The following is a 15,662-nucleotide window of genomic DNA, read 5'->3' as shown; positions in this document are numbered from 1 at the left end:
CCGGGTGGAGCGTGCTGCTCCACCCGGCGTCCGGTGTGCCAGGGTCAGCCGTGCGCCTTGCCCCGACCGCCGGGGCCGAGCTTCTTGCGCGGGCGTACCGAGATCTCCACCGGGCTGCCCTCGAAGCCGAACTCCTCGCGCAGCTTGCGCTCGACGAAGCGCTGGTAGCCGGCGTCCAGGGGCGCGGTGGTGAAGAGCACGAAGCGGGGCGGGGCGACGCCCGCCTGGGTCGCGAAGAGGATCTTCGGGGCCCGGCCGCCGCGCACCGGGTGCGGGGTGGCCTGCACCAGGGCGGTGAGCCACTGGTTGAGCTGCGCGGTCGGCACCCGGGTCTCCCAGCTCGCCAGGGCCTTGCGCAGCGCCGGCGCGAGCTTGTCCACCGCCCGGCCGGTCTGCGCCGACAGGTTCAGCCGGATCGCCCAGGGGATGCGGCGCAGCTCCCGGTCGATCTCCTTGTCCAGGTAGTACCGGCGGTCGGCGTCGACCAGGTCCCACTTGTTGAAGGCGATCACCAGGGCCCGCCCGGCCTCGACCACCATGGAGAGGATGCGCTGGTCCTGCTCGCTGATCACCTCGCTGGAGTCCAGCAGCACCACGGCGACCTCGGCCGCCTCGATCGCCGAGGCGGTTCGCAGGCTGGCGTAGTACTCGGTGCCGGAGGCCTTGCCCACCCGCTTGCGCAGGCCGGCGGTGTCCACCAGCTGCCAGGTCTCCCCACCGATCTGCACCAGGCTGTCGACCGGGTCGACGGTGGTGCCGGCGACCGAGTCGACCACCGCCCGCTCCTCACCGGAGAAGCGGTTCAGCAGGCTCGACTTGCCGACGTTGGGGCGGCCGACCAGCGCCACCCGGCGCGGGCCGCGCGGGCGGTTCTCGACGATCTTCGGCGCCTCGGGCAGCGCGTCCATGATGGCGTCGAGCAGCTCACCCGAGCCCCGGCCGTGCAGCGCGGAGACCGGGTACGGCTCACCGAGGCCGAGCGACCAGAGCGAGGTCGCCTCCATCTCGATGGCGGTGTTGTCGGTCTTGTTGGCGACCAGGATGACCGGCTTGGCGCTGCGGCGCAGCATCTTCACCGCGGCCTCGTCCACATCGGTCGAGCCGACCATCGCGTCGACCACGAACAGCACCACGTCGGCGGTGGCGACGGCGATCTCGGCCTGCGCGGCGATCGCCGCGGCCCGGTCCCTGGCGTCCGGCTCCCAACCTCCGGTGTCCACCACGGTGAACGACCGGCCGTTCCACTGCGCGTCGTACGGGACGCGGTCCCGGGTCACCCCGGGGATGTCCTCGACGACCGCCTGCCGGCGGCCGATGATCCGGTTCACCAGGGTGGACTTGCCGACGTTCGGGCGGCCCACCACGGCCACCACCGGCTGCGGCCCCGACGGCTCCTCGACGTCGAGGTCCGGCTCACGCAGCTCCACCCAGCCGCCGTTGTCGTCGCTCATGCCACTCCCCGCTCGGTGAGCAGCTCGCGCAGCTTCGCGACGACCTCGTCGATGCCCAGCTCGGTGGTGTCCAGCTCCACGGCGTCCGGCGCCTGCTGCAACGGGTCGGCCTTGCGGGTCGAGTCGAGCTTGTCCCGGCGGGCCAGGTCGGCGGCGGTCGCCGCGACGTCCGCCGCGTCCTCCGCGCTGCGCCGCCGGGCGCGCGCCGCCTCGGAGGCGGTCAGGTAGACCTTCAGGTCGGCGTCGGGGGCCACCACGGAACCGATGTCGCGACCCTCGACCACGATCCGGCCCGCGTTGACGATCATCTGGCGCTGCCGGGCGACCAGCAGGGCGCGCACCGCCGGCACGGCGGCCACGGCGGAGACCGCGCCGGTCACCTCGGGACCGCGGATCTCGGCGTCGACGTTCACGCCGTCGGCGGTCACGCCGTACCCCCGGGGGTCGGTGCCGATGCGCAGGTCCACCTCACCGGCGACCTTGGCCACCGACTCGGCGTCGGTCAGGTCGACCCCGGAGCGCAGCACCGCCCAGGTGATCGCCCGGTACATCGCGCCGGTGTCGAGGTAGCGGGCACCGATGCCGGCGGCCAGCCGGCGCGAGACGGTGGACTTACCCGAACCGGACGGCCCGTCCACAGCGACCACGCAGCGCCCGGTCCGTACGTTTTCCTCCACCGTTGTCCTCCTCAGCCCGTACCTCGCAGGTCACCGGTGATCTCCGGCGCCGTTGAGCGGTTGTCCATCGTCCATCATGCCCGCGCCTCGCGGGCCGGCCACGCGCGACGCCGCCGGGGGCGACCCGCGCCACCCGTCGGCCCGTCGGCCGCGTCGAAGCCTACCGGCAGCGGTACCCCGATCGAGGGGGTCAGTCACCCACGGCCTTGAACAGGGCGGCGACCTCCGCGTTGGTCAGCCGCCGGGTCCGCCCGGCCCGCAGGTCACCGAGGCGGATCGGCCCGATCGAGGTACGGATCAGGCGGGCCACCGGGTGCCCCACCTCGGCCAGCAGCCGCCGGACGATGTGCTTACGCCCCTCGTGCAGGGTCAGCTCCACCTGGGCGGTCTTGCCCAGGGTGTCCACCACCTTGAACGAGTCCACCGTCACCGGCCCGTCCTCCAGCTCCACCCCGGCCGCCAGCCGCTTGCCCAGGTTGCGCGGGATCGGCCCGGACACCTCGCACAGGTACGTCTTCGGCACGCCGTACGAGGGGTGCATCAGCCGGTGCGCCAGGGTGCCGTCGTTGGTGAGCAGCAGCAGGCCCTCGCTGTCCGCGTCGAGCCGCCCGACGTGGTAGACCCGCTGCTCCACCCGGTTGCCGAGGAAGTCGGCGAGCGCCGTGCGTCCCTTCTCGTCCGCCATGGTGGAAACCACCCCGCGCGGCTTGTTCATCGCCAGGTAGACCAGTCGGGTGTCGACCTGGAGCCGCTCCCCGTCGACGTGGATGACGTCCCGGGTCGGATCGGCCTTGTCGCCGAGCTGCGCGACCCGCCCGTTCACGGTGACCCGACGCCGGAAGATCAGGTCCTCGCAGGCACGCCGGGAGCCCACGCCGGCGGCGGCGAGCACCTTCTGCAGGCGCTCGGCGCCCTCGTACACGGGGGCGTCGGGCTTCGGGGCACGGTCATCGCGTCGCATCGGCAAGCTCTTCTACGTCGTCGGGGAGGAACGGGGCGAGCGGGGGAAGGTCGGCGACCGAGTTCAGCCCCAGCTTCTCCAGGAACATCGTGGTGGTCCGATAGAGGAACGCCCCGCTGTCCGGTTCGGCGCCGCACTCCTCGACCAGCCCGCGGGAGACCAGGGTACGGATGACCCCGTCAGAGTTCACACCCCGGATGGCCGCGATCCGCGAACGGGTCACCGGCTGCCGGTAGGCGATCACCGCGAGCGTCTCCAGCGCGGCCTGGGTCAGCCGCACCGACTGCCCGTCCAACACGAACCGCTCGACGTAGGTCGCGTATTCCGGCCGGGTGTAGAGACGCCAGCCACCCGCGGCCCGGCGCAGCTCGAAGCCGTGCCCGGCGGCGGTGTACCCGGCGGCGATCTCGTCCAGCACCGGGCCGATCCGCTCCGGGGACTGCTCCAGCACCTGGGCGAGGGTCAACTCGCTGACCGGCTCGTCCACCACCAGCAGGATCGCCTCCAGCGCGCCGCGCAGCTCGGCGTCGTCCAGCACCGGCGTCGGCTCCGGCGCGGGCATCACCCGCCGCCGTCCCCGCTTCGGTACGCCCGGCGCGCCGCCGCCCTCCGCCGGCGTCTCCCCGGCCGGCACGGCGGCGTCGACGTTTGCCGCATCGCTGGCGTTTGCGGCGTTTGCGGCGTTTGCGGCGTTGGCGGCGTTGGCGTCGGCGGCATCGGCGACGTCGGCGGCGGCGGGCAGCGCGGTGGTGTGCACGGCGGCGGCGCTCGCGCCCACGTCGCTCGACTCGGTGCCGGGCAGCACGGCGCTGTGCGCGGCGGCGCCGGGCGTCCCCGCGTCGCTCACCCCCGCGTCGACGTCGACGGCGGCGCTCTGGCCGGCGCCGGACAGCGTGGCGCTGTCCGGACCGCCGGCCGGCTGGGCGCCGGCGGCGGCCGGTGCGGCCGGTGCGGCCGGGTCGGCCGGTGCGGCCGGGTCTGCCAGGTCGGCCGGGTCGGCCGGGTCAGCCGGGTCAGCCGGGTCAGCCGGGTCAGCCGGGTCAGCCGGGTCAGCCGGGTCAGCCGGGTCAGCCGGGTCAGCCGGGTCAGCCGGGTCAGCCGGGTCAGCCGGGTCAGCCGGGTCAGCCGGGTCAGCCGGGTCAGCCGGGTCAGCCGGGTCAGCCGGGTCAGCCGGGTCAGCGGCGAGATCTTGGCGAGTTACCGTTCCTGGCGAACGGTAACTCGCCAAGATCTCGGCCTCGGCCCGCTCGTCGGGCGCCTCGGCCGGGGTGGCGGGGTCGGGGGCGGGCTCCTTGGGCGGGGTGGGGCGCTCCCACGGGGGGATCCAGGCGGCGGCCTGGTCGGCCAGCGAGTCCCGGCGCTCCTCGTCACTCATCGCGCTGCTCCTCGTCGTTCCCACCCAGGTCACCGTTGGTGCCGCCGGGGTCGCCGTTGTCGCCCTGGTCACCGCCGACAGCCGGGCCGCCGTCGCCACGACGGTCGTCGTCGCCGTCGCCCGGGTCACCGCCGCCGCGACTGTCGCCGGAAAGGCCGGCGTCGACAGCCGAGTCGGTGGCACTGCCCGAGGCCACCACGCCGGCCGCGTCGGAGGCCGCTCGTGGGCGGGTCGGCAGGGTGTCGCCCGGCACGGTCGCGGCCGGGTCGGCGTCGGACGCCTCGGTCGCGCCGGCGTACTCGTCGACGTGCAGTTCGGTGTCGCCCTCGGCCGGGCCGGTCCACCGGACGGTCAACTCCTCCAGCGCCTGCTCCTGGACGAAGGCGACCAGCCCCTGCCGGTACAGCTCCAGCAGCGCCAGGAACCGCGCCACCACCTCCAGGGTGATCTCGCAGTCGGCGCAGAGCTGCGAGAAGGTGGCCGTGCCGGCCCGGCGCAGCCGCCCGGTGATGATCTCGGCGTGCTCGCGGACACTGACCCGGACCATGTGCACGTGCGCGATGGACACCTCGGGCGTCGGCTTCGGAGTCATCGCCCGTACGGCCAGCGCGCGCAGCCGCTCCGGGCCGATGCCGAGCACCAGGTCGGGCAGCGCCTCGGCGTAGCGGGGTTCCAGGGTGACCGCGCGCGGGTACCGCCGTCCGCCGACCGCCTCCAGCGCGGCGATGTGCGCCGCCGCCTCCTTGTACGCCTTGTACTGCAACAACCGGGCGAAGAGCAGGTCCCGCGCCTCCAGCAGGGCGAGGTCCTCCTCGTCCTCCACCTCGGCGGCGGGCAGTAGCCGGGCCGCCTTCAGGTCCAGCAGGGTGGCCGCGATCAGCAGGAACTCGCTGGTCTCGTCGAGGTCCCACTGGTCGCCCATGGCCCGGATGTAGGCGATGAACTCGTCGGTGACCCGGTGCAGCGCCACCTCGGTGACGTCGAGCTTGTGCTTGCTGATCAGTTGCAGCAGCAGGTCGAAGGGGCCGGTGAAGTTCGCCAGCCGGACGGTGAAGCCGCTGCTCTGCTCCGCCGCCGGCACACCCGTCGCGTCCGTCGCCACCTCGGCGGCGGCCTCGGCCGCCACCACGGGCGGCTGCCGCGGCGTCGTGGGCGGGTCGAGGGGTGGCGCGGTCACCGGAAGACCGTAGTCCACGTCGCGGACGTCCAGCGCTCCGGCTACCGGTCGGCTTGGGCGGCGATCACTTCACGGGCCAGCTGCCGGTAGTTGCGGGCGCCGGAGGAGGCCGGGTCGAGGGTGGTGATCGGCGCCCCGGCCACGGTGGACTCGGGGAACTTGACCGTCTTGGTGATCACGGTCTGGTAGACCTTGTCGCCGAACGCCTCGACCACCCGCTGGAGCACCTGGCGGCAGTGGGTGGTGCGGCTGTCGTACATGGTGGCGAGGATGCCTTCGAGCTCCAGGTCGAAGTTGAGCCGCTCGCGCACCTTGTCGATGGTGTCCAGCAGCAGCGCCACGCCACGGAGGCTGAAGAACTCGCACTCCAGCGGGATGAGCACCCCGTGCGCCACGGTCAGCGCGTTGATCGCCAGCAGGCCCAGCGAGGGCTGGCAGTCGATCAGGATGAAGTCGTACTCCTTGCGGATGCTGCGCAGCACCCGCGCCAGGGCCATCTCCCGGGCCACCTCGTTGACCAGCTGGATCTCGGCGGCGGAGAGGTCGATGTTGGCCGGCAGCAGGTGCAGCCCGGCGACGTCGGTCTTGATCAGGACGTCCTCGGCGGTGACGTCGTCCTGCATGAGCAGGTTGTAGACCGACAGGTCGAGGTTGTGCGGGTTGACGCCGAGGCCCACCGACAGGGCGCCCTGCGGGTCGAAGTCGACAAGCAGCACCTTGCGGCCGTACTCGGCGAGCGCGGCGCCCAGGTTGATGGTGGTGGTGGTCTTGCCGACGCCGCCCTTCTGGTTGGCCATCGCGATGATCCGCGCCGGGCCGTGCCGGTCGGTGGGCATCGGCTCCGGGATCGGCTTGCGCATCGTGTAGGCCGCCGGGTCGGCCGGACCCAGGTCGGCGCCGAGCGACGCCTGCTGCTCGCGGAGCTCCGACGTCCAGGCGTCGGCACGGTCACCGTTGCCAGCCATGTCCTCGTTGCCCCCTCCCGACGACCACCCGGCGTCGGAGCCGTCCGACGTCCTTCGCGGCGCCGCTGCGCACCCCGGATGTCGCTCCCAGGAGGTCCGCGCCGAAGCCGACTCTACGCCACCGACCAGCGGCGCGTTCGGTACCGGTCCGGCGTGTCGGGCGTCCCCGCCGGCCGGGTGCGCTCCGGTGCTCAGCCGAGGGCGCGGGGATGCGCGGTGGCGTACACCTCGCGCAGCCGGTCCACGGTCACCAGCGTGTACACCTGGGTGGTGGTCACCGAGGCGTGACCGAGCAGTTCCTGCACGACCCGCACGTCGGCGCCGCCGTCGAGCAGGTGGGTGGCGTACGAGTGGCGCAGGGTGTGCGGGGAGACCGCGTGCGGCCCGTCCACCGGCAGCCCGGCCCGCTGGGCGGCCCGGCGCAGGATGGTCCAGGCGCCCTGGCGGGTGAGCGCGCCGCCACGGGCGTTGACGAAGACCGCCGGGGTGCCCCGCCCGGCGGCGACCAGCCCGGGACGGGCCCGCACCAGCCACGCGCGCAGCGCCTCGACGGCGTACCCGCCGATCGGCACGAGCCGGGTGCGCCCGCCCTTGCCGCGCAGCGTCGCGGTGCCCTCGTCGACGTCGAGGTCGTCGACCGCCGCGCCGACCGCCTCGGAGATGCGCGCGCCGGTGCCGTACAGGAACTCCAGCAGCGCCCGGTCGCGCAGCGCGAGCGCCGCGCCGTCCCCGGTGGCGGCCCCGGCGGTCTCCAGCAGCCGGACCACGTCGTCGACCGGCAGCGCCCGGGGCAGCCGGCGCGGCGGGGTGGGCGGGCGGACGTCCCGGCTGGGGTCCGCGCCGGCCATCCCCTCGCGCAGGGCGAAGCGGTGCAGCCCGCGCACGGCGGAGGCGGCCCGGGCGGCGGACGAGACCGCCAGCGGCGGGTGCGCGTCGTCGCCGGCCCGCAGCCGGGCCAGGTGCGACTCGACGACGCCGGGCCCGACGGCGGCCAGGTCGGTGACCCCGGCCGCCGCCAGGGTGGCCAGGTACCGCTCCAGGTCCCGGCGGTACGACGACAGCGTGTTCGCCGAGAGCCCGCGCTCGACGGTCAGGTGGTCGAGGTAGCCGCGCACGGCACGGCGCAGGGCCGGCGCGGGCTGCCCGCCCGCGTCGGCCCGCTCGTGCGTCGCGGTCAGGCCAGCACCTCGGCCAGCGGCAGCGTCGCCATGCCGTGCGCCTCGGCGACCGGGCCGTAGACGACCTGCCCGTCGTGGGTGTTCAGGCCCAGGGCCAGCGCCGGGTCGGCCCGCAGCGCCTCCCGCCAGCCCTGGTTGGCCAGCTCCAGCGCGTACGGCAGGGTGACGTTGGTCAGCGCGTACGTGCTGGTGTTCGGCACCGCGCCGGGCATGTTCGCCACGCAGTAGAAGATCGAGTCGTGCACCTTGTACACCGGGTCGGCGTGCGTGGTGGGGCGCGAGTCCTCGAAGCAGCCGCCCTGGTCGATGGCGATGTCGACGAGCACGCTGCCGGGCTTCATCCGGCTGACCAGCTCGTTGGAGATCAGGGTCGGGGCCTTCGCGCCGGGCACCAGCACCGCGCCGATGACCAGGTCCGCGTCGAGCACGGCCCGCTCGATCTCGTACGCGTTGGAGGCGACCGTCTGCAGGTGGCCCCGGTAGATGGCGTCGGCCTGGCGCAGCCGGGCGACGTTCTTGTCCAGCAGCAGCACCTCGGACTGCAGGCCCAGCGCGATGGCGGCGGCGTTCATGCCGGACACGCCGGCGCCGATGACCACGGTCTTGGCCGCGTACACGCCGGAGACGCCGCCGGGCAGCACGCCGCGCCCGCCGCCGGTGCGCATCATGTAGAACGCGCCGACCTGCGGGGCGAGCCGGCCCGCCACCTCGGACATCGGGGCGAGCAGCGGCAGCGACCGGTCCGGCAGCTCGACGGTCTCGTACGCGATGCCGGTGACCTTGCGGTCGATCAGCGCGTCCGTGCACTCCTTCGAGGCGGCCAGGTGCAGGTAGGTGAAGAGCACCTGCCCCTCGCGCATCCGGTGGTACTCCTCGGCGATCGGCTCCTTGACCTTGAGCACCAGCTCCGCGGTGTCCCACACCTCGTCGGCGGTGGCCAGGATCTTGGCGCCGGCCGCCGCGAACTCGTCGTCGGTGATGCTCGACCCGACGCCGGCGCCGGACTCGACGAAGACCTGGTGGCCGCTGCGGACGAACTCGTTGACGCCCGCCGGCGTGATCGCCACGCGGTACTCGTGGTTCTTGACCTCGCGTGGGATTCCGACCTTCACGATGCAGACACCTCTCTCCGGGGCTGCTCACTCCCCGACTGCTCGGCCCCGCGCCGGCCCCATTGCCGGCGCGGTCGACCGGTCCCGCCGGCGGCAGTCTAGGCGCGCGACCTCGCTCCGGGAGCCAGCACAGTGACACCCGGTGCCCGATCCGCCTGACGATGTGTCAGGCGTACGGCCCGCGCCCCCGCTCGGCGTTCTCCCTCATCGTCGCACCGTGTGGCGGGTGCCGCCGGTCGGAAGCGGGAGGACGCACAGCGGGTGTCGACACCGTGCCCCTGGGTACCATCCGACACGCTCCGTATCCGGCCGGTGCCCCACCGCCGACGCCACCGACGGCCCTGCGGACACGGACGCACAGTGGCGGACCACCCGGCCCGGACGCACGGCACGGATCGAGATACCGAGGCGCGGGCGCGGACCGAGGCAGAGAGACGCGGAGACGCGGAGACGCGGAAGGCAGGGGACGCGGAAGGCAGGGGACGCGGAAGGCAGGGGACGCGGAAGGCAGGGGACGCGGAAGGCAGGGGACGCGGAAGGGGCCGCACGGCGTACCGTGCGGCCCCTTCGCGGGCGTACCCGAGATCGGTCAGCGGGGCAGCGGGGCGTCGGCCCGGCGCAGCGCCGACCAGCCGGCGTCGCGGGCCCGGGCGGCGGCCAGCAGCCCGGCCACGCACGGGCCGTTGGTGATCTCCCCGGCGAGCACCATGCCGACGGCCTCGTCGAGGTCGAGCCGGACGATCTGGATGTCCGCCTCCTCCTCGCTGCGCTCGTGGCGCTGCGCGGCGGGGACGTCGGCCAGGTCCCGGGCGAGGAAGACCCGGACCAGTTCGTCGGAGAAGCCCGGCGAGGTGTGCACGTCCACCAGCAGGTCGAGCCTGCCCGCGGTCAGGTCGGCCTCCTCGGCCAGCTCCCGCGCCGCGGCGGCCGGCAGGTCCTCGCCGTCGACGTCCATCAGCCCGGCGGGCAGCTCCCACAGGTGCCGCCCGACCGGCTGCCGGTACTGCCGCACCAGCACCACCTGGCCGGCGTCGTCGAGCGCCACCACGGCGACCGCGCCCACGTGCCGGACGTAGTCGCGGGTGGCGGTGCCGCCGCCGGGCATGGTCACCTCGTCGGTGACCACGTCGAAGATCCGCCCGCGGTAGCGCTCCTGCCGGTCCCGCAGCTCGTAGCGGTGCGCGACGGCGCTCACGACGCCGACGCCGCCTTCGCCGAGGCGCCGTTGCGCGACGGCTTCTTCGCCGCCGGGGCGTCGGCCACCGCGTCCAGGTCGACCGGGAGCTGGTCCGCCTCGGAGTACGCCACGGCCGCCTTGACGAACGCCGCGAAGAGCGGGTGCGGACGGGTCGGACGGCTCTTCAGCTCCGGGTGGGCCTGGGTGGCCACGAAGAACGGGTGCAGGCTGCGGTCCAGCTCGATGAACTCCACCAGCCGCCCGTCCGGCGAGGTGCCGGAGATGTGCAGGCCGGCCTTGGTGAGCTGGTCGCGGTAGGCGTTGTTCACCTCGTACCGGTGCCGGTGCCGCTCGCTGACCTCGGTGCTGCCGTACGCCTCGGCGACGATCGACCCCTCGGCCAGCTTCGCCGGGTACGCCCCGAGCCGCATGGTGCCGCCCAGGTCGCCCTTGCCGGCGACGATGTCCTCCTGGTCGGCCATGGTGGCGATGACCGGGTGCGTGGCCTCCTCGTCGAACTCCAGCGAGTTCGCCCCGTCGAGGCCGGCGAGGTGACGGGCCACCTCGATGGTCATGCACTGCAGGCCGAGGCAGAGGCCGAGCAGCGGGATGCCGTTCTCCCGGGCGTACCGGGCGGTGCCGATCTTGCCCTCGATGCCGCGTACGCCGAAGCCGCCGGGGATGAGGATGCCGTCCGCGCCGGCCAGGGCGGCCGCCGCGCCGGCCGGGGTGACGCAGTCGTCGCTGGGCACCCAGCGCAGCTGCACCCGGGCCCGGTGGCCGAAGCCGGCGGCCCGGATCGCCTCGCTGACCGAGAGGTACGCGTCGGGCAGGTCGACGTACTTGCCGACCACCGCGACGGTGACGGTGTGGTGCGGCTGGTGCACCCGGTCGAGCAGGTCGTCCCAGCTGGCCCAGTCCACGTCACGGAAGGACAGCCCGAGCCGGCGCACCACGTACGCGTCGAGGCCCTCGCGGTGCAGCACCTTCGGGATGTCGTAGATGCTCGGCGCGTCCGGGGCGGCGACGACGGCCTCGGAGTCGACGTCGCAGTAGAGCGACAGCTTCTCCTTGACCTTGTCCGGGATGTCCCGGTCGCAGCGCAGCACCAGCGCGTCCGGCTGGATGCCGATGCTGCGCAGCTGCGCCACCGAGTGCTGGGTCGGCTTCGTCTTCAGCTCGCCCGACGGGGCCAGGTACGGCACCAGCGACACGTGCAGGTAGAAGCAGTTGTCCCGGCCCAGGTCGTGGCGGACCTGGCGGATCGCCTCCAGGAACGGCAGCGACTCGATGTCGCCGACCGTGCCGCCGACCTCGGTGATCACCACGTCGGGCGCCTGGCCGTCGGCGTCCGGGTCGGCCATGCCGAGGATCCGGGACTTGATCTCGTTGGTGATGTGCGGGATGACCTGGACGGTGTCGCCCAGGTACTCGCCGCGCCGCTCCTTGGCGATCACGTCCGAGTAGATCTGGCCGGTGGTGACGTTCGCCTTGCCGGAGAGCGCCCGGTCGAGGAAGCGCTCGTAGTGCCCGACGTCGAGGTCGGTCTCCGCGCCGTCCTCGGTGACGAAGACCTCGCCGTGCTGGAACGGGTTCATCGTCCCCGGGTCGACGTTGAGGTACGGGTCGAGCTTCTGCATCACCACGCGCAGCCCGCGCGCGGTCAGCAGGTTGCCGAGGCTGGAGGCGGTGAGGCCCTTACCCAGCGAGGAGGCGACGCCCCCGGTGACGAAAATGTGCCTGGTCGTCCGTGCTGAAGGGGCCAAGGCCTGCTCCCGTGTCGTCCGTAGCGGTCGTGCGAACCGCCGTGCCGATCAGCAAAGTGATCACGCGATCCACGGGATTCCACGGTAACACCTCTCCGGCCCCGACCCGGCGTCGCACCCGACCTGGCACGCCCCGAGCCTCATCCGGTCACCCCGTCGCGACCTCGGTCGACGCTCGACCGGCCCGGTCCGGGGTGCGCGCGGCGGGCAGGACCGGCCCACCCGTACCGGCGTCGTCGCCCTCCCCCGCCGACCGGCCACCGGCGCCCGGGCCGTCGCCGTCGCGGCCCTCCCCGCGCCGATCGTCGCCGGGCGCCGGGGCGTCGTCGTCCCCCGAGCCGCCGCCGTCCACGCCGGGCCGGGCCGGGCTGCGCCCGGCGGCGTCCGCGCCGTCGCTCCCACCGGTGGCCGGGGCGCTGCCGCCGTCCGGTCCGCCGTCCGGCGTGCCACCGCCGGCCGGCGCGTCCGGCCCGTCGCCGCGCTGCCGGCCGGTCCCCGGCCGGGTGCGGTCGGTGGAGTGGTCGAGCACCCGCAGCGAGGCCAGCGCCGCCATCGGCACCACCAGGGCACCGGCCGCCCCGGCCACGTCCAGGGCCGAGCCACCGAGCACCCCGCCGATCACCGCCGCCACCGCGGTGCCGGCCATCGCGGCCCGCACCGCCGGGTAGATGCCGAACAGCCGCATCAGCCCGCCCCAGGGCTGGAGCAGGGCGAACCAGACCACCAGGGCGCCCACCACGGCCAGCACGGTCAGCGGGCTGTTCACCAGCGTGTCGAAGTTCGCCGTGCTGGACCGGTGCAGGGTCAACCCGCCGGTGCCGTCGCCGAGAGCGGCCAGGAAACGGCCCAGCGCGCCCCGCTCCTCCGCCGGCCGGCGCAGGTCCACCACGGCGTATCCGATGGTCAGCGCGAGGCCGGCCATGCCGGCCCAGACCAGGCGGCTCACGGTCAACCAGCCGCCGGTGCTGATCGCGGCGGCCACGGCCACCCCGGCGGTCAGCGCCACCGCGCCGATCGGGTCCGCGCCGAGGTACGGGCTGCCGACCACCACCACCGCCGTGCCGCCGACGGCGACCACCACCATCGGCCGCCACCCCCGGCGGACCCGCTGGGCGAGCCAGCCGGCGCTGAGCAGCGAGCCGGCGAGGAACACCCCCAGGCCCACGGTGCCCAGGCCGGAGAACCGGCCGCCCTCCAGGGCCGAGTAGCCGACCACGCCGTTGAGCTGCAACCGCGCGCCACTGAGCACGTCCGCCCCGACGATCAGCGTGGCCAGCCCGGCGACCGCGCCGAGCGGCCCGAGGGTCCGGTCGTGGCCGGGCGCGAAGCGCACCAGGGCGGTGGTGGCCACGATCAGCGCCAGGGTGACCAGCCCGAACCACCAGCCCGCGTCGTCGCCGCGCCACCACGGCACCGCGTCGGCGAGCAGGGCGGCCGGCACCGCGAGCGCGACGGCGATGAGCAGCAGTTCGACGCTCGCCACCACCCGCCGGGAGACCGGCGGCGGGCTGTGCGGGCCGGCGAGCCGGCGGGCCCGGCGCAGCAGCGGCAGCACCGCCACGAGGAGGGCCACCTCGGCCAGGGCGAGCAGGGCGAAGAACCACCCGGCGACGGTTCGTTGGGCGCCGGCCTCCCGGTCGGCGTCGGCGGGGGCGGCGATCGCGGCGGCCAGGTCGTCGGGGCGGTCGGCGACCCGGACCGCCGGGCGGCCGAGGAAGAGCCGCTCCGGCATCGGCCGGCCCAGCGCGGCGAGCGCCGTCGGCGCCAGGTCGACCAGTTGCAGGTAGCCCTCGCGGGCGGTGCTGGCCGAGGTGAGCCAGCCCCCCTCCCAACCGGGCCCGTCGGCGACCACCACGTGCAGCCGCGACGGCGCCTCGGTGTCGGAGACCCCGGCCACCATGACCAGGGAGCGGGGCGGGCGGGCGGCGAGCACCTTCGCCAGCGCGGCGTCCGCCGCCCGCGCCTCCTCGGCGCGCACCGCCGGGTCGTCGCCGGCCACGGTGCCCAGGTCGACGATGCTGAGCACGCAGGAGCCGAGCAGGTCGGCGGGGTCCTCGGGCAGTTCGGCGGCGTACCGGTCGACCCGCCCGAACGGACGGGCGGCGGCGACGGCGGCGCCCGGGCCGACCGCCACCGAACAGCGCACCGACTCCGACAGCGAGCCGGGCACCGTGCCCCACGGCAGCCGGTCGGCGTTGTGGGCGACCACGCTGCCCTGGTCCGGCAGGTTCGCGCCGATCCCGTCGGGCTGCTCGATCGCGACGTTGGCCGGCGGGCAGGCGCCCGGCTGGCGGCTGCCGTTCCAGGCGGCGTAACTGCCCGCGCCGAGGGTGAGCCAGCCGTCCACCGGGCAGGTGGGGCGGTGTGCGGAACGGGTGGACAGCGACCCGATCGAGCCCTGCTGGGCCATCCGCCACAACGTCGGCGTGTGCTGCGGGTCGACGTCCTCCCACCGCAGCCCGGCGACCCCGGCCAGCACCACGAAGTCGGCGGTGCGCCGGGGCGCGCCGGTCTCCGGACGCGCCGCCAGCGCGGTCACGCCGAGCACCACCACGAGCAGGGTGAGCAGGAGCGGGGTGAGTCTGCGCAGCATCACCGGCGTCCCGTCGACGGGGTGTCCGCGCCGGGCGTCGCCGGCCCGGCGGAATCGGGGCCGAGCTCGGCGTAGAGGGCGACCAGGGCGGCGACGGTGTCCTCCTCGGTGGGCCAGATCGCGGCCCGGGCGGCGCCGCGGCGGGCCAGGTCGGCCCGCAGGCTCGGGTCGTCGAGCAGGGTGCGCACCGCCGCGTCGACCGCGTCGACGTCGCCCGCCGGCACCAGCACCGCGGCGTCGCCGACCAGCTCCGGCAGCCCGCCCACGGCGGTCGCCACCAGCGGTACGCCGGCCCGCAGCGCCTCCTGCGCGAAGAGTTGGCGTGCCTCCCAGTCACTGGTCACCACGGCCACGTCCGCGCCGGCGAGCAGGTCCGCCACGTCGGTGCGGTGGCCCAGCAGGGTCACCGGCGCGCGGGCGGTGGAGATCCGGGCGGCCAGTTGCAGGTACGCCGGCCCACTGCCGGCGATGACGACCACCGGCGGCGGGGTCCGGGCCCGCCACCGGGCGGCGGCGTCGACCAGCACGTCGTACCGCTTCTGCGGGTGCAGCCGGCCGACCGAGAGGACCAGCGGCTGGTCGGCGGCGACACCGAACTCGGCGCGCACGGCGGCCCGGCGGCGGCGTGGGGCGGGCAGGGCCGGCGCGGCGACCGGGGCGAGCCGCGCGTCGGCGGCGCCCAGCGCGGCGGCGCGCTCGACCAGGTCGGTGGAGGCGCCCAGCGCGACCCGGGCGGCGCGGGCGACCACCCGCTCGGCGAGCCGGGAGAGCTGCCCGCGCAGCCCGCCGGCGAGCACCGCGTTGTGCCAGGTGACGACCAGCGGCGCGGCGGGCCGGGCGAGCGCGGCGACCAGCCCGGCGCGCAGCCCGTGGGCGTGCACGACCTGGACGGTCTCGGCGGCGAGCGTCCGGCGCAGCACCGAGACGGCCCGCGCGTCGGCGGGCGTGGGGCTGGCCGGGATCTCCACCGGCGCGAAACGGGCCCCGACGCCGGTGAAGTCGAACTGGTCCTGGGTGGCGGCGGGTCCGCAGACCAGCACCGGGGTGCCGGCCGCGGCGAGACCGCGGGCCACGGAGCGCACGTGCTGGCCCACCCCGCCGGTGCTGGAGGCGAGCAGCAGGACCACCGTGCCGGGTCGGCCCGGCGCCGGCGTCGCGTCGGTCATCCGTGCTCACCTCTCGTTCGCGACTGCGGGGCTCGCAGACCCGGCTCACTCCTCGCGCTCACCC

At 75.0% G+C, this 15,662-nt stretch carries 12 protein-coding genes; all 12 read right to left on the bottom strand.

Translation table 11 applies throughout. The features are described from left to right. Nucleotides 1–44: 44 nt before the first annotated feature. Entirely contained in the window at nucleotides 45–1,451 is a 1,407-nt protein-coding gene (der, locus tag GA0070614_RS26970; protein ID WP_088978577.1) for a ribosome biogenesis GTPase Der, read from the bottom strand. Next, nucleotides 1,448–2,128 (bottom strand): (d)CMP kinase, encoded by a 681-nt coding sequence (gene cmk, locus GA0070614_RS26965; RefSeq protein ID WP_088978576.1) that lies wholly within the window; start codon nucleotides 2,126–2,128, stop codon nucleotides 1,448–1,450. Before cmk ends, der begins: the two co-directional genes overlap by 4 nt. Before the next feature lie 190 nt (nucleotides 2,129–2,318). Then, nucleotides 2,319–3,089 carry a pseudouridine synthase gene (locus GA0070614_RS26960; RefSeq protein ID WP_088978575.1) on the bottom strand — a complete coding sequence of 257 codons (771 nt, stop codon included), beginning with the start codon at nucleotides 3,087–3,089 and terminating at the stop codon, nucleotides 2,319–2,321. Continuing rightward, a complete protein-coding gene (scpB, locus tag GA0070614_RS31305; protein WP_231933778.1) occupies nucleotides 3,076–3,894 on the bottom strand; it encodes an SMC-Scp complex subunit ScpB in 819 nt (272 codons plus the stop codon). Before scpB ends, GA0070614_RS26960 begins: the two co-directional genes overlap by 14 nt. Before the next feature lie 562 nt (nucleotides 3,895–4,456). Beyond that, a complete protein-coding gene (locus GA0070614_RS26945) occupies nucleotides 4,457–5,659 on the bottom strand; it encodes a segregation and condensation protein A (protein ID WP_172892513.1) in 1,203 nt (400 codons plus the stop codon). Nucleotides 5,660–5,682: 23 nt separating this feature from the next. After that, the gene (locus GA0070614_RS26940) at nucleotides 5,683–6,606 is read right to left on the bottom strand and encodes a ParA family protein (protein WP_088978574.1); all 924 of its coding nucleotides are present in this window, start codon (nucleotides 6,604–6,606) and stop codon (nucleotides 5,683–5,685) included. Between the two features lie 191 nt (nucleotides 6,607–6,797). After that, nucleotides 6,798–7,784 (bottom strand): site-specific tyrosine recombinase XerD, encoded by a 987-nt coding sequence (locus GA0070614_RS26935; protein WP_088979694.1) that lies wholly within the window; start codon nucleotides 7,782–7,784, stop codon nucleotides 6,798–6,800. Next, a complete protein-coding gene (gene ald / locus GA0070614_RS26930) occupies nucleotides 7,781–8,896 on the bottom strand; it encodes an alanine dehydrogenase (RefSeq protein WP_088978573.1) in 1,116 nt (371 codons plus the stop codon). The genes GA0070614_RS26935 and ald overlap by 4 nt, the downstream gene beginning before the upstream one ends. A 589-nt stretch (nucleotides 8,897–9,485) precedes the next feature. After that, complete coding sequence (locus GA0070614_RS26925) at nucleotides 9,486–10,091, bottom strand: NUDIX domain-containing protein (RefSeq protein ID WP_088978572.1); 606 nt, start codon at nucleotides 10,089–10,091, stop codon at nucleotides 9,486–9,488. Continuing rightward, the gene (locus GA0070614_RS26920; protein WP_088978571.1) at nucleotides 10,088–11,839 is read right to left on the bottom strand and encodes a CTP synthase; all 1,752 of its coding nucleotides are present in this window, start codon (nucleotides 11,837–11,839) and stop codon (nucleotides 10,088–10,090) included. Before GA0070614_RS26920 ends, GA0070614_RS26925 begins: the two co-directional genes overlap by 4 nt. 148 nt (nucleotides 11,840–11,987) lie before the next feature. After that, nucleotides 11,988–14,432 carry a hypothetical protein gene (locus GA0070614_RS26915; protein ID WP_088978570.1) on the bottom strand — a complete coding sequence of 815 codons (2,445 nt, stop codon included), beginning with the start codon at nucleotides 14,430–14,432 and terminating at the stop codon, nucleotides 11,988–11,990. Further along, on the bottom strand, nucleotides 14,432–15,598 hold the full coding sequence (locus GA0070614_RS26910) for a glycosyltransferase family 4 protein (RefSeq protein WP_088978569.1): 1,167 nt from the start codon (nucleotides 15,596–15,598) through the stop codon (nucleotides 14,432–14,434). The genes GA0070614_RS26915 and GA0070614_RS26910 overlap by 1 nt, the downstream gene beginning before the upstream one ends. Between the last annotated feature and the right edge of the window lie 64 nt (nucleotides 15,599–15,662).

Origin of the sequence: Micromonospora coxensis (genome assembly GCF_900090295.1) — a bacterium.
Lineage (GTDB): Bacteria > Actinomycetota > Actinomycetes > Mycobacteriales > Micromonosporaceae > Micromonospora > Micromonospora coxensis.
The sequence above is the reverse complement of the archived record's forward strand: the minus strand, read 5'-3'. Positions and strand labels throughout refer to the sequence as shown.